Origin of the sequence: Streptococcus sp. 27098_8_109, from assembly GCF_041432295.1 — a bacterium.
In the GTDB taxonomy this organism is placed as follows: Bacteria; Bacillota; Bacilli; order Lactobacillales; family Streptococcaceae; genus Streptococcus.
In genome coordinates this window covers 24,410-44,076 of record NZ_JAPVZJ010000004.1, presented here as the reverse complement: position 1 = coordinate 44,076, position 19,667 = coordinate 24,410, and the positions used below count along the sequence as shown (strand labels likewise).

The following is a 19,667-nucleotide window of genomic DNA, read 5'->3' as shown; positions in this document are numbered from 1 at the left end:
ATAGTATTTTTCTCTTAAAAAAGAGAAGTCCAAAAGGAAAGGAGTCAGATATGAGACAGCTAGCGAAGGATATCGATGCTTTTTTGAATGAGGTGATTTTGCAGGCAGAAAATCAGCATGAAATCCTAATAGGTCATTGTACTAGCGAGGTGGCCCTGACCAATACTCAGGAGCATATTCTCATGCTCTTGTCAGAGGAATCTTTAACAAATTCAGAGTTGGCCCGTCGCCTCAATGTCAGTCAGGCAGCAGTTACCAAGGCCATTAAGTCTTTGGTCAAGGAAGGGATGTTGGAAACGTTTAAAGATCCTAAGGATGCGCGTGTGATTTTTTATCAGTTGACTGATTTGGCTCGTCCAATTGCTGAGGAGCACCACCATCACCATGAGCATACACTTTTAACCTATGAACAAGTGGCGACTCAGTTTACTCCAAATGAACAAAAAGTGATCCAGCGGTTTTTGACTGCTTTAGTAGGAGAAATCAAATAATGAGATATATTACGGTAGAGGATCTATCCTTCTATTATGATAAGGAGCCCGTTCTTGAACATATCAATTATAGTGTTGATAGTGGGGAATTTGTTACCTTGACGGGGGAGAATGGGGCAGCTAAGACGACACTGATCAAGGCTAGTCTTGGTATCCTCCAACCACGCATTGGCAAGGTGACTATTTCAAAGACAAATACACAGGGTAAGAAATTGAGAATAGCCTACCTACCTCAACAGATTGCCAGTTTTAATGCGGGTTTTCCAAGTACGGTTTACGAATTTGTCAAGTCGGGTCGTTATCCACGAAAAGGCTGGTTCCGTCGCTTGAATGCTCATGATGAGGAGCATATCAAGGCTAGTCTGGATTCAGTTGGCATGTGGGAACACCGAGACAAACGCTTGGGGTCTCTTTCTGGAGGGCAAAAGCAGCGAGCGGTGATTGCGCGTATGTTTGCTTCTGACCCAGATGTGTTTATCCTAGATGAGCCGACAACGGGAATGGATGCAGGAAGTAAAAACGAATTTTACGAACTCATGCACCACAGCGCCCATCATCATGGCAAGGCTGTTTTGATGATTACCCATGACCCTGAAGAAGTTAAGGATTATGCGGATCGCAATATTCATCTAGTCCGTAACCAAGACTCGCCATGGCGTTGTTTCAACGTTCATGAGAATGATCAGGAGGTGGGCCATGCTTAGTTTGTTATCTTATGACTTTATGCAACGTGCCTTTCTGGCTGTTATTGCCATGAGTCTTTTCTCGCCAGTATTGGGAACCTTCCTTATCTTGCGTCGTCAGAGTTTGATGAGTGATACCCTCAGCCACGTCTCGCTTTCGGGTGTAGCCTTTGGTCTGGTTCTGGGGATTTCACCAACTATTTCCACTATTGCTATTGTCTTGATTGCGGCGGTCTTTCTGGAGTATCTCCGTACGGTTTACAAGAGCTTTATGGAAATCGGGACAGCTATCCTCATGTCAACGGGTCTGGCTGTTTCTCTGATTGTCATGAGCAAGGGTAAAAGCTCGAGTTCTATGAGTTTGGACCAGTATCTTTTTGGTTCAATCGTGACGATCAGCGAAGAGCAGGTTATTTCCCTCTTTGTCATTGCGGCGGTTGTTTTGATTTTGACCTTCCTCTTCCTTCGTCCGATGTACATTTTGACCTTTGATGAGGATACGGCCTTTGTGGATGGCTTGCCAGTTCGTACCATGTCCATTCTTTTTAACATGGTGACGGGGGTGGCCATTGCCCTTATGATTCCTGCAGCAGGAGCTCTTTTGGTATCGACTATCATGGTCTTACCAGCTAGTATTGCCCTTCGTCTAGGGAAAAACTTTAAATCGGTTATGCTGCTTGCCAGTGCTATTGGATTTTTGGGAATGGTAGCAGGACTTTACATTTCCTACTATGCAGAAACACCTGCAAGTGCAAGTATTACCATTATTTTTGTAACTGTCTTTTTACTCATTAGTTTAGTAAGACGTTTTATCAAATAGGAGACTAACGTGAAAAAAATTAGCTTATTGTTCGCCAGTCTATGTACCTTGTTTTTAGTGGCTTGTTCCAATCAAAAGCAGGCAGATGGCAAACTAAATATTGTGACAACCTTTTACCCTGTCTATGAATTTACCAAGCAAGTCGCAGGAGATACTGCTAATGTAGAACTCCTCATCGGTGCTGGGACAGAACCCCATGAATATGAACCGTCTGCCAAGGCAGTTGCCAAAATCCAAGACGCAGATACCTTCGTTTATGAAAATGAAAACATGGAAACATGGGTACCTAAATTGCTAGATACTTTGGATAAGAAAAAGGTCAAAACCATCAAGGCAACAGGCGATATGTTGCTTTTGCCAGGTGGTGAGGAAGAAGATGGAGACCATGACCATGGAGAAGAAGGCCATCACCATGAGTACGATCCCCATGTTTGGTTATCACCAATTCGTGCCATTAAACTTGTAGAGCACATCCGTGATAGCTTGTCAGCAGATTATCCTGATAAAAAAGAGACCTTTGAGAAGAATGCTGCTGCCTATATCGAAAAATTACAAGCCTTGGATAAGGCTTATGCAGAAGGCTTGTATCAAGCCAAACAAAAGAGCTTTGTGACTCAACACGCAGCTTTTAACTACCTTGCCTTGGACTATGGGCTTAAGCAAGTATCAATCTCAGGTCTCTCTCCGGATGCAGAACCATCAGCTGCTCGCTTGGCAGAATTGACAGAGTATGTCAAGAAAAATAAAATTGCCTATATCTACTTTGAAGAAAATGCTTCTCAAGCCCTTGCTAACACACTTTCAAAAGAGGCAGGTGTCAAAACAGATGTCCTTAATCCTTTAGAAAGTCTGACAGAAGAGGATACCAAGGCTGGAGAAAACTACATTTCCGTTATGGAGAAAAACCTCAAGGCTCTAAAACAAACAACGGACCAAGAAGGCCCAGCAATTGAGCCCGAAAAGGCAGAGGATACTAAGACAGTTCAAAATGGTTACTTTGAGGATGCAGACGTTAAGGACCGCACTTTGAGTGACTATGCAGGTAACTGGCAATCAGTTTATCCTTTCCTTGAAGATGGCACGTTGGATCAAGTCTTTGACTACAAGGCTAAGTTGACTGGTAAGATGACCCAGGCTGAGTACAAGGCCTACTATACAAAAGGCTATCAGACAGATGTGACTAAGATCAACATTACTGATAATACTATGGAATTTGTTCAAGGTGGACAAAGCAAGAAATTCACCTACAAGTATGTTGGCAAGAAAATCTTGACTTACAAGAAAGGCAATCGTGGCGTGCGCTTCCTCTTTGAAGCCACAGATGCTGACGCTGGACAGTTTAAGTATGTTCAGTTTAGTGATCACAATATTGCCCCAGTTAAGGCAGAACATTTCCATATCTTCTTTGGAGGCACAAGCCAAGAAGCTCTCTTTGAAGAAATGGATAACTGGCCAACCTATTACCCAGATAACCTATCTGGCCAAGAAATCGCCCAAGAAATGTTGGCGCATTGATGAGAATCAAAGGATAGCTTTGTATGAGGCTATCCTTTTTAGTTACAAAATAGATGGTTAACATTTTATTTTTAAAAATCGCAGTAAAAACTGCACAACCTTCTTTAAATGTGCTATAATACAGGAAAAAATAATGATGGAGGTCACGATAATGGCAACATTTTTGATGATTTTTGTGGTGGTTTGTGTGCTCCTATTGGTGATAGTCACACTGAGTACAGTTTATGTTGTTCGTCAACAGTCGGTGGCGATTATTGAACGCTTTGGGAAATACCAAAAGGTTGCCAATAGCGGTATTCATATTCGCTTGCCTTTTGGGATTGACTCGATTGCAGCGCGGATTCAGTTGCGCTTGTTGCAAAGCGATATTGTGGTTGAGACCAAGACCAAGGACAATGTGTTCGTTATGATGAATGTAGCGACCCAGTACCGTGTCAATGAGCAGAGCGTGACAGATGCCTACTATAAACTCATGCGTCCAGAATCTCAGATTAAATCTTATATCGAAGATGCTCTTCGCTCTTCTGTTCCAAAATTAACCTTGGATGAATTGTTTGAGAAAAAAGATGAGATTGCCCTTGAGGTTCAACACCAAGTAGCAGAAGAAATGACTACTTACGGTTATATTATCGTGAAAACCTTGATAACCAAGGTTGAACCAGATGCAGAAGTCAAGCAATCCATGAATGAAATCAATGCGGCGCAACGCAAGCGGGTCGCAGCGCAAGAATTGGCGGAAGCCGACAAGATTAAAATCGTCACTGCAGCTGAAGCTGAAGCAGAAAAAGACCGCCTCCATGGTGTGGGGATTGCCCAACAACGTAAGGCGATTGTGGATGGCTTGGCAGAGTCTATCACTGAACTCAAGGAAGCCAATGTTGGCATGACAGAAGAACAAATCATGTCCATCCTTTTGACTAACCAGTATTTGGATACCTTGAATACCTTTGCTTCCAAAGGAAATCAGACTATCTTTTTACCAAATACGCCAAATGGTGTGGATGATATCCGTACACAAATCTTGTCAGCCCTTCGAGCTGACAAGAAATAATAGACTAATACTCTTCGAAAATCTCGTCAAACCGCGTCAGCGTCGCCTTGCCGTAGTGTAACTGACTTCGTCAGTCTTATCTACTACCTCAAGACGGTGTTTTGAGCAACCTGCGGCTAGTTTCCTAGTTTGCTCTTTGATTTTCATTGAGTACAAAGAGCTTGATTTCAGGCTCTTTTTGTATTACCCTTGTAGCTTTGAGGATTAAAATCCTCCTCCACAAATTATAGCATCTTTTCTAAGTATTTAGGGAGTGATGGAGGAAGTGTTGAAAGCGCTTTTGTTTTGTGATATAGTCAAATTGATAGACTTGTTTAAAGAGGAATGCTTGTATGAGAAGAGAAGAAGTTTTGCGAAATCACTGGTTTTTTAGCCAAGAGGTGGGGAAAGAAGAGGCCTTGGCGCCGGATTTTCATAGAGAAAATTGGCAGGCTATTCAAGTGCCACACGACTGGAGTATTTACAATGATTTTGACCATTATTCACCAGCGCAAAATGAGGGTGGTCAGTTAAATGGGGGTCAGGCTTGGTACCGGACGCAGTTTTACTTGGAAGAAGATGTCAGTCTTGTATCGGTGCGTTTGTTGTTTGATGGAGTTTACATGAATGCCCAAGTCTATATCAACGGGCAAGTGCTGGGTTATTATCCCAATGGCTATACACCCTTTTCTTATGATATCACGCCTTATCTAAGAAATGATGGGACGGCCAACCAGCTTGCAGTCTTTGTGGAAAATCAGCAACCTAGCAGTCGTTGGTACTCTGGTAGCGGTATTTATCGAGAAGTAAAATTATTGATTACAGATTCGGTGCATCTGGATTTATATGGGATTAAGATAGAAAGTCCCAAGCTAAAGGAACAAAGAGATGGATGGGTGGAAACTCAGCTTGATAGTAAGGTTTCAAATGATGGCTCTCAGTCCGTGTCGGTGTATTTGGAACAGGGTATCTGGTATGAGGGACAGCGTATTTCTGACTGGCAGGCGACAGACTCTCTAGTGATTGAGTCTGGGGAAAAACATCATTTTCAACAAGCCATATCAATTTTTCAACCTTTGCTTTGGGATATTGACCATCCTCACCTTTACCAATTGAAGACTCGCCTTTACAAAAATGGAATTTTGGTTGATGAAGAAGAGGAGACTTTTGGTTACCGTTATATGGATTGGCAAGCGGATAAGGGATTCTTTCTAAATGGTCGCTGGTTGAAGATTCATGGGGTTTGTTTGCACCATGACTACGGAGCGCTGGGAGCTGTGGAAAATAGGTCAGCTGCCGAGAGACGCTTGCGCCAGATGAAGGAAATGGGCGTCAATGCAATCCGAATCACCCATAATCCAGCTAGTAGTATCTTGCTGGATCTGTCTGCCAAAATGGGCTTACTCATCCAAGAAGAAGCCTTTGATACCTGGTATGGAGGCAAGAAAGAATATGACTATGGTCGCTTTTTTGAGGAAGAAGCGACTCATCCAGAAGCGAAAACAGGCGATTTCTGGTCAGATTATGATTTGCGCACCATGATTGAGCGTGGTAAGAACAATCCAGCGATTTTTATGTGGTCCTTGGGAAATGAAGTCAGTGAAGCAAATGGAGATGCTCATTCATTGAAGACGATCAAACGCTTGCTAGAAAGGGTTAAGGAGGTTGATGATAGCCGTTTTGTGACCATGGGAATGGATCAGTTCCGCTTTGGAGATGGGTCTGGAGGTCATGAAAAGATTGCTGATTTGCTGGATGTGGTGGGCTTAAATTACTCGGAAGATAATATTGATGGGATTCGCAAAAGACATCCCAAGTGGCGACTTTACGGATCTGAAACCTCATCGGCTACAAGGACGCGTGACAGCTATTTTCGACCAGATAAGGAATGGGTTGGGGATAATCGCCGCGTGCGGAATTTTGAACAGTCAGACTATGGCAATGATCGAGTTCCTTGGGGGAAGACGGCGACGGCTTCTTGGATAGCAGATAGAAATCGGCTAGACTATGCGGGTCAGTTTATCTGGACAGGAGTGGACTATATCGGTGAGCCGACTCCTTGGCACAACCAAAATGACACGCCTGTAAAGAGTTCCTATTTTGGGATTGTGGACACAGCAGGGATTCCTAAAAATGACTATTATCTCTATCAAAGTCAGTGGGTGGACCTAGATCAGCAGCCTATGGTTCATATCCTGCCCCACTGGAATTGGGAAATCCACAAGAGTTATCAACAAGTTGTGGATAAGTATGGGGATATCCCTGTTCGAGTGTATTCAAATGCTGGTTCAGTAGAGCTATTTCTCAATGGAAAATCCCAAGGCAGAAAGAATTTTCAGGAAAAATGGACTTCAGATGGTAGAAAATACCAAGAGGGACAAGGTTATGCCCAGCTCTATCTTGAATGGCGTTTGCCCTATCAACCGGGAGAATTGCGTGCTGTGGCCTATGACAGTCAAGGTCAGCTTGTGGCAGAAGATAGGGTGGTGACTGCAGGTAAGCCAGCCAAAATCGGGTTACATGCCGATAAATCACAACTGGAGCCAGATGGGCAAGACCTCCTTTATCTCTATTTTGATGTATTGGACCAAGCTGGAAATTGGGTGCTGAGTGCTTCCAATCAGCTTCATTTTGAAATTGAAGGCCCTGCTCGTATTGTAGGAGTGGATAATGGCAGGCAGGCCAGTCGTGAACGTTATCAAGCCCAGAAAAATGGTCAGTTTAAGCGGAAAGCCTTTCATGGCAGAGGTGTCCTCTTAGTTCAGAGCTTGGAGCAGGTGGGTCTAGTCAGAGTAAAGGCCAGTGCCAGAGGGCTAGAGCCAGCAAGTTTTGATATCTTAGTGGGAGAGGCTTTTGATTGCAAGCCAGTAAAAAATCAGCGCTTGTTTGAGATTCGAGTGGACAAGCAGGCAGGATTACAAGAAGGGTCTTCCCCATCTATTGGACTTTATCCACAAACTGTGGATAACCCTGTGAACAAGGTGGGGAATAGTGAAGTGATTTGGGAGATGAGTGGCAGTGCCCACGCCATTATCAAGCAGGGAGTGCTTCATTGCTTGTCTGCAGGGGACTTGGCTATTCGCGCCTTTTATCAAGGGAAGGCCTATCAAACTCATTTGCAGGTGGCAGAAAATACCTCACTAAGGCAAGCAGTTTCTGTACGACCACTTCGCTTGTATACAAATAAGGGAACTTATCCACAGCTGCCATCTTCAGTTTTGGTGGACTATGAGTTTGGCGGTGCAAAACGAGTCAAGGTTGTCTGGGAGGAAATTCCTAAAGAAGATTTGGAAAAATTTCATGAATTTACGGTATCTGGTCAGCTGGAAGGGCTGGATTTAAAGGCTTCTGCTCAGGTTTGTGTCCAAGGGATTTGCGCTATTGAGCCTGAAAGGGTTTGGACGCTTGTTAAGGAAGCCCCACATTTACCAGACCGAGTCAAGCTAGTCTTATCAGATGGCAGACGAGATACGACCAAGGTGACTTGGGATGAACTCAATCCTCAAGTCTATGCTCAGGTAGGAAAATATGTGCTCACAGGGCAAGTAGCGGGCTGTGAGTTGCCAGCAACAGTCACCATTCATGTGACAGATGCCAGTGTAGATGGGGAAGTTATTTCCAATCAGTGGACAGGGTCCAATCTGCCTCTGGTCTTTGCTTCTCACTCAGAGCCTAATCATTCAGCATCTTACCTCAATGATAAGGTCATTGCTCGGAAGAAATCGACAGCCAATACTTGGATTGCCAAGTCAGAGCAAGCTAGCGTCGGTATTCTGTTTGGAGATGCAGGGATTTTAAAACCGCGATTTGTGGATAACGTGACCTTGTATTATGTCGAAAATCAAGAATACGTGGCGGTGGATCCTACCCATATCGATTATTATGTAGGGAATGAGCCTGCCTTGCCTCGGACTCCAAATCATTTAGATAAGGATTCCCTGCTCAAACAAGAGGAGAATTGGCGACCTGTATCAGCTATTAGAAAAGTTTCAAGTGATAAGGATGAGGAGCTTCGTTTTGAATTTGACAAGGTGGAAACCTATGCCCTTCGTCTTCGATTTGAAGGCTTGGCAAGCCCTCTAGCGTTAACAGAATTGCAAGTGCATGACAAAAAAGTAAAGAAAAATGTAGATAGGAAGTAGTATGGTAAGAGAAATAAAACCGCATGGCCCCTTGCCTAGTCAGGACCAGCTAGCGTATTTAGGGGATGAACTAGCAGCCTTTATCCATTTTGGGCCCAATACCTTTTATGACCAGGAATGGGGGACAGGTCAGGAGGATCCTGAACGATTTAATCCGACAAGGTTAGATGCGCGGGAGTGGGTTCGCGTGCTCAAGGAAACGGGTTTTAAGAAGTTGATTTTGGTGGTCAAGCACCACGATGGTTTTGTCCTTTATCCGACAGCTCACACAGATTATTCGGTCAAGGCCAGTCCTTGGAGGAATGGAGAGGGAGATTTGCTCCTTGAAGTATCCCAAGCTGCCACAGAGTTTGATATGGACATGGGGGTCTACCTATCGCCGTGGGATGCCCATAGTCCTCTCTATCATGTGGAGCGAGAAGCGGACTATAATGCCTATTATCTGGCACAGTTGAAGGAAATCTTATCAAATCCTGCCTATGGAAATGGAGGGAAATTTGCTGAGGTCTGGATGGATGGTGCCAGAGGAGAGGGCGCTCAAAAGGTCAATTATGAATTTGAAAAATGGTTTGAAACCATTCGTGAGCTACAGGGAGATTGCTTGATTTTTTCAACAGAAGGCACCAGTATCCGCTGGATTGGCAATGAACGAGGGTATGCAGGTGATCCACTGTGGCAAAAGGTGAATTCTGACAAACTAGGAACAGAAGCAGAGCTGGACTATCTTCAGCATGGAGATCCCTCAGGTACTATTTTTTCAATCGGTGAGGCAGATGTTTCCATCCGGCCAGGTTGGTTTTACCATGAGGACCAGGATTCTAAGTCTCTTGAGGAGTTGGTCGAAATCTATTTTCACTCAGTGGGGAGAGGAACCCCGCTCCTACTTAATATTCCGCCGAATCAAGCTGGGCTATTTGATGCAAAGGATATTGAACGCCTCTATGAATTTGCGGCCTATCGCAATGAGCTCTATAAAGAAGATTTGGCTCTGGGAGCTAAGGTATCTGGTTCTGCTCTTTCCGCAGACTTTGCCTGTCACTATTTGACAGATGGCCTTAAGACCAGCTCTTGGGCAAGCGATGCAGGCTTGCCAATCCAGTTAGAACTCGACTTAGGGTCACCTAAAACTTTTGATGTAATTGAGTTAAGAGAGGATTTGAAGCTAGGGCAACGAATTGCTGGTTTTTATGTGCAAGTAGAGGTGGACGGTGTCTGGCAAGAATTTGGCATGGGCTTTACAGTTGGTTATAAGCGCCTCTTGCGAGGTTCGCTAGTAGAGGCACAGAAGGTGCGCGTGATGATTACAGAGTCACAGGATTTACCTGTATTGACAAAGATTTCACTCTATAAAACTCCTAGCTTATCAAAAACAGAAGTTGTTCAGGGGCTAGCATTTGCAGAAAAAAGTCTAGCTGTGACAAAGGGAGAGACTCTTCATTTTAGGATTGAACGTAGCGAAAGTAATACTCCTTTAGAGGCTAAGATTTCGATTCAACCAGGGACAGGTGTCCATGGTGTCGCCTATCAGGACGAGATTCAAGTCCTTCAATTCCAAGCAGGGGAAAGCAAAAAAGATTTGTGTCTACCAACTCTGCACTTTGCTGCTGACAAGACCTTGGATTTCTATCTGAATCTGACTGTTGATGGACAACTGGTTGATCAACTTCAAGTACAAGTTTCATAAAATAAAAGAGCCTTTGCATGATACAAAGGTTCTTTTGTCTACTAGCTAGTGACTTGGTAACCAGCTAAGTGTAAAGGTTAGTTGTTCAGCTTTTAAGAGGGCTTGGTGTTGAATGCTAGATACTGGTGCCTTGTTCAATCGGCATTCTTTTACAAAGTTGAAATGGCTGTGGTTTTGCTCAGCATGAATATCTAGCCATTTATCTTCTTTGGCAAGATAGACTCGGAGATGGTCAAAGAGAGGGATTCCGAGGTCATAGCTTGGTTTTCCTGGACAGGTCGGATAAAAACCGAGAGCTGACCAGATGTACCAGGCTGAGAGACTGCCATTGTCTTCATCGCCAGGATAGGCTTCCCAACTTGGGTGAAAAGCTTTCTGACGGAGCGTCTTGATGAGAAGAGCAGTGTAGTCAGGGTAATCGCTGTAACGGAAGAGATAAGGAATGTGGAAGCTTGGCTGGTTGGAAATGGCGAGTTGTCCAAAAGGAGCAGTAGCCATCTCGCTCATTTCGTGAATCTCGTAGCCATAGCCTGTTGTCTCAAAGAGGGGAGCCTCCTGACAGGCTTTTAAAAGATAGTTGCTAAAGGCTTCTTTTCCACCAATAAGCTGGATCAAGCCTGGGATATCGTGGAGGACGCCTAAAGTTGCTTGGATGGCTGAACATTCGGCATAATCACGTCCCCAACTATAAGGAGAGAAATCAGGACGGAAGTTGCCTTGACCATCACGCGCTCGCATGTAACCTGTCTCAGCGTCAAATAGATGGCGGTAATTTTGTGATGCGGCCTTGTAGGTTTCAGCGATTTCTATTTTCCCTAGTTTTTCAGCACAGCTAGAGATACAAAAGTCACTATAGGCATAGTCTAGGGTGTGGCTGACGCTTTCGTGGTGGTCGGTAGAGAGGTAGCCTAGTTCTTGGTATTGGGCTAATCCGTGACGACCATTGATGCCGAGAGGGTCGGACTTGCTGGCTGTTTCAAGCATGGCTTGGAGGAGTTCTTCTTCTAGGTCGGGGGCCATGTCCTTGCAGGCGCTATCTGCGATAATGCCATCTAGCAGGGTACCTGGCATCATGCCACGTTCATCTGGAGCCAGCCATTTTGGAAGGAAACCAGTATCGCGGTAGTTATTGAGAAATCCTTCTAAGAAGCGGTGGTAGTGTTCTGGTATGATAAGAGCAAAGAGGGGGAAGGTGGTGCGGAAGGTATCCCAGAAACCATTGTTGCTAAAGAGTACACCAGGCTTGACAGTTCCAGTAGCCAAATCTATGTGGATGGCTTGTCCTGATTCATCAACCTCATAAAAAGTCTGAGGAAAGAGGAAGAGTCTGTAGAGACAGTGATCAAAGAAGGTCCGGTCAGCCTCTCCTGTCTTTATAACATCAAAACGATGGAGGAGATTTTCCCAGTCCGCTTGGGCACTTGATTTACAGTTATCAAAATCTTTTTGAGGTAGATTGATTAGAGCTTGAGAAGGAGAGATGAAAGAAGTCGCTAGCTGAATTTCAGCATGACTATCTGCCAGGTCGATTCGCCAGTCTCCCCCTTCTTGGCTGATAGCAAGAATATCCGTATTCATTTGCAGGGTAGTGAACAGTATCAGTGGATTTTTGTTGGTTTCAGTTTTACCTTCTTGTCGCAGGGCAAGAGTTCGCTTATCTACTTGCTCCACGGTCAGTTCATCTGCTGCGTGAAGGTAGAGGGAGAGGGCTTTGCCTTGCTTTTGCTCCAAACGAATAGAGGCGCCGTAGCAAGTCGGTGTAAGCTGGCTTTCAATCTGATAGCGCAGGGAGAAAATTTTCAGATAATGAGGTTGGAAAGAGGCCTTATCCATATCATAGGAAGACTGGCGATGGAAGAGGCTGTCTCCACCCAGTTGGCCTGTGACAGGTGTCAGAAGGAGCCAAGAGTAGTCGCCAATCCAAGGGCTGGGCTGGTGGGTTAATCGAATCCCCTGAAAGATAGGCAGATGCGGATCGAAAAACCAAGAGCCATCCTGGTCACTGGTCTGGGGCACAAAGTAATTCATCCCAAAAGGCACGCCTGTGTATGGCAGGGTATTTCCCCGAGAAAAGGCATGCTTGCTGGCAGTTCCAAAGCGGGTATCGATGGTTTCAAGTAGTGGTTTCATAGTCTTTCCTTTAGCTGTTTTTCTACATTATATCAGAAAAAGAGGGCCTTTAGAAAAGGAGCTTCAAAGATAACTATTTTGTAGAAAAATGACTATCATTTGTGTATGTATTTTCTGTCTCAAAAGCTATATACTGAAAATGAAACTTGTTTGAAAGAGGATACTGCACGATGATTTATTCAAAAGAAATTGTTAGAGAATGGCTAGATGAAGTGGCAGAGCGGGCTAAGGACCATCCAGAGTGGGTGGATGTTTTCGAGCGTTGCTATACAGATACCTTGGACAATACGGTTGAAATCCTAGAAGATGGTTCAACTTTTGTCTTGACTGGGGATATTCCTGCTATGTGGCTTCGAGATTCGACAGCTCAACTCAGACCCTACCTGCATGTGGCTAAAAGAGATGCCCTCCTGCGTCAGACCATTGCAGGTTTGGTCAAGCGTCAGATGACCTTGGTACTCAAGGATCCTTATGCCAATTCCTTCAACATTGAGGAAAACTGGAAGGGTCACCACGAGACAGACCATACCGACCTTAATGGCTGGATTTGGGAACGCAAGTATGAGGTGGACTCGCTTTGCTATCCGTTGCAGTTGGCTTATCTCCTCTGGAAAGAGACTGGTGAGACTAGCCAGTTTGATGAGACTTTTGTCGCAGCGACTAAGGAGATTCTCCATCTTTGGACGGTTGAACAAGACCATAACAACTCTCCTTATCGTTTTGTTCGAGATACGGACCGCAAGGAAGATACCTTGGTAAATGATGGCTTTGGACCTAATTTTGCAGTGACAGGTATGACTTGGTCAGCTTTTCGTCCGAGTGATGACTGCTGCCAGTATAGTTACTTGATTCCGTCAAATATGTTTGTTGTAGTAGTCTTGGGTTATGTGCAAGAAATCTTTGCAGCATTAAACCTAGCTGATAGCCAGAGAATTATTGCTGATGCCAAGCGCCTCCAGTCTGAAATCCAAGAAGGAATCGAAAATTACGCCTACACAAGCAACAGCAAGGGCGAAAAGATTTATGCCTTTGAAGTAGACGGTTTGGGAAATGCTAGCATTATGGATGATCCAAATGTACCAAGTTTGTTGGCTGCGCCTTATCTGGGCTACTGTTCAGTCGATGATGAAGTTTACCAAGCAACTCGCCGTACCATTCTGAGTCCAGAAAATCCTTACTTCTATCAGGGAGAATACGCTAGTGGTCTCGGAAGTTCTCATACCTTCTATCGCTATATCTGGCCAATCGCCCTTTCTATCCAAGGCTTGACAACAAGAGATAAGGCAGAGAAAAAATTCTTGCTGGATCAGCTGGTTGCTTGCGATGGTGGTACAGGTGTTATGCATGAAAGCTTCCACGTGGATGATCCAACTCTCTACTCTCGTGAATGGTTCTCTTGGGCTAACATGATGTTCTGTGAGTTGGTCTTGGATTACTTGGATATCCGCTAAGAAACACGCTTTAGCGCAACTGATTCTTGGAAAGAATCACAAATTTACATTTAAAACGTTAACAATAAAAATTTAAATTTAGAATGAGGTTTTACTTCATGGAAAATGTTGTCGTACATATTATCTCACATAGTCACTGGGATCGTGAGTGGTACTTGCCTTTTGAAAGCCACCGTATGCAGTTGGTGGAATTGTTTGACAATCTCTTTGATCTCTTTGAAAATGACCCTGAGTTCAAGAGTTTCCATTTAGATGGGCAAACTATTGTCCTTGATGACTACTTGGAGATTCGCCCTGAAAATCGTGACAAAGTTCAACGCTACATTGACGAAGGAAAATTGAAGATTGGTCCCTTTTACATCTTGCAGGATGATTATTTGATTTCAAGTGAAGCCAATGTCCGAAATACCTTGATTGGTCAAGCAGAATGTGCAAAATGGGGCAAGTCAACTCAGATTGGTTACTTCCCAGATACCTTTGGAAATATGGGACAAGCACCTCAAATCCTTCAAAAATCAGGCATTCACGTGGCCGCTTTTGGTCGTGGTGTGAAGCCGATTGGATTTGACAACCAAGTTCTCGAAGATGAGCAGTTTACTTCCCAGTTTTCAGAAATGTACTGGCAGGGTGCGGACGGAAGTCGTGTTCTTGGGATCCTCTTTGCCAACTGGTATAGTAATGGGAATGAAATTCCAGTTGATAGAGACGAGGCCTTGACCTTCTGGAAACAAAAATTGTCAGATGTGCGTGACTATGCTTCGACCAACCAGTGGTTGATGATGAACGGCTGTGACCACCAGCCTGTCCAGAAAAATTTGAGTGAAGCCATTCGTGTGGCAAATGAACTCTTCCCAGATGTAACCTTTGTTCATAGTTCTTTTGATGAATATGTCCAAGCCGTGGAAAGTGCCCTACCAGAGCAATTATCAACGGTTACAGGTGAGTTGACCAGTCAGGAAACAGACGGCTGGTACACACTTGCCAACACTTCCTCATCTCGTATTTATCTCAAACAAGCCTTCCAAGAAAATAGCAACCTTCTAGAGCAAGTTGTAGAACCCTTGACAATTATCACTGGGGGTCATAACCACAAGGACCAGTTGACTTATGCTTGGAAAACACTTTTGCAAAATGCGCCACATGATAGTATCTGTGGCTGTAGCGTGGACGAAGTTCACCGAGAGATGGAAACTCGTTTTGCCAAGGTCAACCAAGTAGGAAACTTTGTTAAGAGCAATCTTCTTAACGAATGGAAGGGTAAAATCGCTACAGCTAAGGCTCAAAGTGACTATCTCTTTACTGTCATTAACACAGGCCTGCATGATAAGGTCGATACTGTCAGCACAGTGATTGATGTGGCGACTTGTGATTTCAAGGAATTGCACCCAACAGAAGGGTACAAGAAGATGGCTGCTCTTACCTTGCCAAGCTACCGTGTGGAGGACTTGGATGGGCGTCCTGTAGAGGCTAAAATCGAAGACCTCGGAGCTAATTTTGAGTACGATTTACCAAAAGATAAGTTCCGCCAAGCTCGTATTGCTCGACAAGTGCGCGTGACAATTCCAGTTCACCTAGCGCCTCTTTCTTGGACAACCTTCCAATTGTTGGAAGGAGAGCAAGAACACCGTGAAGGCATTTACCAAAACGGGGTGATTGATACACCATTTGTAACGGTAAGTGTGGATGACAATATCACAGTTTATGACAAGACAACTCACGAAGCCTATGAAGATTTTATCCGCTTCGAAGACCGTGGGGACATCGGAAACGAGTATATCTATTTCCAACCAAAAGGAACAGAGCCAATCTATGCAGAGCTTAAGGGCTACGAGGTCTTGGAAAACACAGCTCGCTACGCTAAGATTTTGCTCAAACATGAATTGACTGTGCCTGTCAGTGCAGATGAAAAGCTAGAAGAAGAGCAAAAAGGCATCATCGAGTTTATGAAGCGTGAAGCTGGACGTTCAGAAGAATTGACAAGCATTCCTCTTGAAACTGAGATGACTATCTTCGTTGATAATCCACAAATCCGTTGCAAGACTCGCTTTACTAACACTGCCAAAGACCACCGTATCCGTCTCTTGGTCAAGACTCATAACACGCGTCCAAGCAATGATTCTGAAAGCATCTATGAGGTGGTGACACGACCAAACAAACCAGCTGCTTCATGGGAAAATCCTGAAAATCCTCAACACCAACAAGCCTTTGTCAGTCTGTATGACGATGAAAAGGGTGTAACTGTATCCAACAAGGGATTGAATGAATACGAAATCCTTGGAGACGACACCATTGCAGTGACTATTTTGCGTGCATCAGGTGAGCTAGGTGACTGGGGTTACTTCCCAACACCAGAAGCACAATGCTTGCGTGAGTTTGAAGTCGAGTTTGCGCTTGAGTGCCACCAAGCCCAAGAACGCTTTTCAGCCTATCGTCGTGCTAAAGCCTTGCAGACACCGTTTACCAGCCTTCAGCTTGCTAGACAAGAAGGAAGCGTGGCTGCGACTGGTAGCCTCTTGAGCCATTCTGTTCTCAGCATACCGCAAATCTGTCCAACAGCCTTTAAGGTAGCTGAAAATGAAGAAGGCTATGTTCTTCGTTACTACAATATGTGTAGTGAAAATGTACGTGTACCGGAAAGTCAACATCTCTTCCTTGACCTACTTGAACGACCATACCCAGTTCATAGAGGCCTCATTTCACCACAAGAGATTCGTACAGAATTCATCAAAAAAGAAGAAATTTAATTTCAAAGAGTAAACATAAAAAGAAAGGAGGGGCGAAAAGGTAAGAACTAACTGCTGATTCGCCCCTTTTTATGGTAAAAACAATGACCATTGCAACGATTGATATCGGAGGAACTGGAATTAAGTTTGCCAGTCTGACTCCTGATGGGAAAATACTAGATAAGACAAGTATCTCAACGCCTGAAAACTTGGAGGATTTACTAGCTTGGCTAGATCAACGTTTGTCAGAGCAGGATTATAGCGGGATTGCTATGAGCGTTCCAGGCGCGGTCAATCAAGAGACAGGTGTGATTGATGGCTTCAGTGCGGTGCCCTATATTCACGGATTTTCTTGGTATGAGGCGCTTAGCTCTTATCAGATTCCTGTCCATCTAGAAAATGATGCCAACTGCGTTGGGCTCAGTGAATTACTGGCTCATCCAGAACTTGAAAATGCAGCCTGTGTCGTGATTGGGACAGGGATTGGCGGAGCCATGATTATCAATGGTAGACTTCATCGAGGTCGCCACGGTCTGGGTGGAGAATTTGGCTACATGACAACTCTTGCCCCTGCTGAAAAGCTCAACAACTGGTCGCAATTAGCGTCAACTGGAAATATGGTGCGATACGTGATTGAAAAATCTGGTCAGACTGACTGGGACGGTCGCAAAATTTACCAAAAAGCCGAAGCAGGAAATGCCCTTTGTCAAGAAGCCATTGAGCGGATGAATCGTAATTTGGCGCAAGGCTTGCTCAATATCCAGTATCTCATCGATCCAGATGTCATCAGTCTGGGAGGCTCTATCAGTCAAAATCCAGATTTCATCCAAGGTGTCAAGAAGGCTGTAGATGACTTTGTCGAGACCTACGAAGAATACACGGTCACACCCGTCATCCAAGCCTGTACCTATCATGCAGATTCCAATCTCTACGGTGCCCTTGTCAACTGGCTACAGGAGGAAAATCAATGGTAAGATTTACAGGACTTAGTTCCAAGCAAACTACAGCTATAGACTTGCTGACAAAGCACATCTCTTTACCAGATGTGGAAGTATCTGTCGCTCAGTCTGACCAAGCCTCTATCTCTATCAAGGGTGAGGATGGTCACTATCAATTGACCTACCGCAAACCTCACCAACTCTATCGTGCCTTGTCCTTGTTGGCAACGGCTCTAGTAGAAGCTGACAAAATAGAGATTGAGGAGCAGGCGACTTATGAAGATTTAGCCTACATGGCAGACTGTTCTCGAAATGCAGTGCTGAATGTGGTTTCTGCCAAGCAGATGATTGAGGTCTTGGCTCTCATGGGCTACTCAACCTTTGAACTTTACATGGAAGATACCTACCAGATTGAAGGGCAGCCTTACTTTGGCTATTTCCGTGGAGCTTATTCAGCAGAGGAATTACAGGAAATCGAAGCCTATGCCCAGCAGTTTGATATGACCTTTGTGCCCTGCATCCAGACCTTGGCCCATTTGTCAGCCTTTGTCAAATGGGGTGTCAAAGAAGTACAGGAGCTCCGTGATGTAGAGGACATTCTTCTTATTGGCGAAGAAAAGGTTTATGACCTGATTGATGGCATGTTTGCCACCCTGTCTAAACTGCAAACCCGCAAGGTCAATATCGGGATGGACGAAGCCCACTTGGTTGGTTTAGGACGTTACTTGATTTTGAATGGTGTAGTAGACCGTAGTCTCCTCATGTGCCAACACTTGGAGCGCGTGCTGGATATTGCAGACAAATATGGTTTCCACTGCCAGATGTGGAGCGATATGTTCTTTAAACTTATGTCAGTAGATGGGCAGTACGACCGTGATGTGGAAATTCCAGAGGAAACGCGTGTCTACCTAGACCGTCTCAAAGATCGTGTGACCTTAGTTTACTGGGACTATTATCAGGATAGCGAGGAAAAATACAACCGCAATTTCCGCAATCATCATAAGATTAGTCATGACCTTGCCTTTGCGGGGGGTGCTTGGAAGTGGATTGGTTTCACACCCAACAACCATTTCAGCCGTCTCATTGCTCTTGAAGCCAATAAAGCCTGTCGTGCTAATGATATCAAAGAAGTCATCGTAACTGGTTGGGGGGATAATGGTGGTGAAACTGCCCAGTTTTCTATTCTCCCAAGCTTGCAAATCTGGGCAGAACTCAGCTACCGCAATGACCTAGACCGTTTGTCTGCTCACTTCAAGACCAATACAGGTCTTTCGGTTGAAGATTTTATGCAGATTGACCTAGCCAACCTCTTGCCAGATTTGCCGGACAATCTCAGTGGCATCAACCCTAACCGCTATGTCTTTTATCAGGATATTCTCTGTCCGATTCTTGACCGACACATGACACCTGAACAAGACAAGCCCCACTTCGCTCAGGCAGCTGAGACGCTTGCTAACATTAAAGAAAAAGCTGGCAACTATGCCTACCTCTTTGAAACTCAGGCCCAGTTGAACCAGATTTTAAGTAGCAAAGTGGATGTGGGACGACGCATTCGTCAAGCCTATCAAGCGGATGATAAGGAAAGTCTGCAAGAAATTGCCAGACAAGAATTACCAGAACTCAGAAGCCGAATTGAAGACTTCCATGCCCTATTTAGCCACCAATGGCTGAAAGAAAACAAGGTCTTTGGCTTGGATACGGTCGATATCCGCATGGGCGGACTCTTGCAACGCATCAAGCGCGCAGAAAGTCGCATCGAGGCTTATCTGACTGGTCAGCTTGACCGCATCGATGAGTTAGAAGTGGAAATTCTGCCATTTACTGACTTCTATGCAGACAAGGAATTCGCAGCCACAACAGCCAACCAGTGGCATACTATTGCGACAGCTTCAACCATTTACACGACCTAAAACAAGAACACCTTGCCTTGAGCAGAGTGTTTCTCGTGAAACATCCCTTTCTACAAAAGTACTCCACATAAAATAATTTGTGGAGTTTTTTCTATAATTAGTAGTTTAACCTAACCTTCAAATAGGAGTATACTAATAATGTAATCGTTA

Annotated in this window: 12 protein-coding genes; 11 read left to right on the top strand and 1 reads right to left on the bottom strand. The window is 44.5% G+C overall.

Annotation, left to right across the window (positions count from 1 at the left end):
* The first annotated feature begins 50 nt into the window (after positions 1-50).
* The 7 genes from adcR (at position 51) to O3664_RS02610 (ending at position 10,365) form a co-directional block, all read left to right on the top strand.
* Positions 51-491, top strand: coding sequence for a zinc-dependent transcriptional regulator AdcR (adcR, locus tag O3664_RS02640; RefSeq protein ID WP_371613605.1), 441 nt, complete (start codon positions 51-53; stop codon positions 489-491).
* A complete protein-coding gene (locus tag O3664_RS02635) occupies positions 491-1,195 on the top strand; it encodes a metal ABC transporter ATP-binding protein (RefSeq protein ID WP_001269496.1) in 705 nt (234 codons plus the stop codon). Before adcR ends, O3664_RS02635 begins: the two co-directional genes overlap by 1 nt.
* Positions 1,188-1,994: a metal ABC transporter permease gene (locus O3664_RS02630; RefSeq protein ID WP_000950030.1), complete on the top strand. Its 807-nt coding sequence runs from the start codon at positions 1,188-1,190 to the stop codon at positions 1,992-1,994. The genes O3664_RS02635 and O3664_RS02630 overlap by 8 nt, the downstream gene beginning before the upstream one ends.
* 9 nt (positions 1,995-2,003) lie before the next feature.
* Positions 2,004-3,509, top strand: a complete 1,506-nt coding sequence (gene adcA / locus O3664_RS02625; RefSeq protein WP_024058113.1) for a zinc ABC transporter substrate-binding lipoprotein AdcA — start codon at positions 2,004-2,006, stop codon at positions 3,507-3,509.
* A gap of 166 nt (positions 3,510-3,675) precedes the next feature.
* The gene (locus O3664_RS02620; protein WP_070529168.1) at positions 3,676-4,560 is read left to right on the top strand and encodes an SPFH domain-containing protein; all 885 of its coding nucleotides are present in this window, start codon (positions 3,676-3,678) and stop codon (positions 4,558-4,560) included.
* 332 nt (positions 4,561-4,892) lie between these two features.
* Positions 4,893-8,681 (top strand): sugar-binding domain-containing protein, encoded by a 3,789-nt coding sequence (locus tag O3664_RS02615; protein ID WP_371613604.1) that lies wholly within the window; start codon positions 4,893-4,895, stop codon positions 8,679-8,681.
* Between the two features lies 1 nt (position 8,682).
* On the top strand, positions 8,683-10,365 hold the full coding sequence (locus O3664_RS02610; protein WP_371613603.1) for an alpha-L-fucosidase: 1,683 nt from the start codon (positions 8,683-8,685) through the stop codon (positions 10,363-10,365).
* A 45-nt stretch (positions 10,366-10,410) separates the two neighbouring features.
* On the opposite strand, the gene O3664_RS02605 is transcribed toward O3664_RS02610, so the two are convergent.
* Positions 10,411-12,495, bottom strand: coding sequence for a GH92 family glycosyl hydrolase (locus O3664_RS02605; RefSeq protein WP_371613602.1), 2,085 nt, complete (start codon positions 12,493-12,495; stop codon positions 10,411-10,413).
* Between the two features lie 170 nt (positions 12,496-12,665).
* Between O3664_RS02605 and O3664_RS02600 the strand changes: the two genes are divergently transcribed.
* From O3664_RS02600 to O3664_RS02585, 4 genes are all read left to right on the top strand, one after another.
* Positions 12,666-13,946: a glycoside hydrolase family 125 protein gene (locus tag O3664_RS02600; protein WP_033682470.1), complete on the top strand. Its 1,281-nt coding sequence runs from the start codon at positions 12,666-12,668 to the stop codon at positions 13,944-13,946.
* Positions 13,947-14,044: 98 nt separating this feature from the next.
* Complete coding sequence (locus tag O3664_RS02595) at positions 14,045-16,690, top strand: alpha-mannosidase (protein ID WP_371613601.1); 2,646 nt, start codon at positions 14,045-14,047, stop codon at positions 16,688-16,690.
* Positions 16,691-16,773: 83 nt separating this feature from the next.
* Positions 16,774-17,643 carry an ROK family protein gene (locus O3664_RS02590; protein WP_261018597.1) on the top strand — a complete coding sequence of 290 codons (870 nt, stop codon included), beginning with the start codon at positions 16,774-16,776 and terminating at the stop codon, positions 17,641-17,643.
* Entirely contained in the window at positions 17,637-19,517 is a 1,881-nt protein-coding gene (locus O3664_RS02585; protein WP_371613600.1) for a beta-N-acetylhexosaminidase, read from the top strand. Before O3664_RS02590 ends, O3664_RS02585 begins: the two co-directional genes overlap by 7 nt.
* The last annotated feature ends 150 nt before the right edge of the window (positions 19,518-19,667 follow it).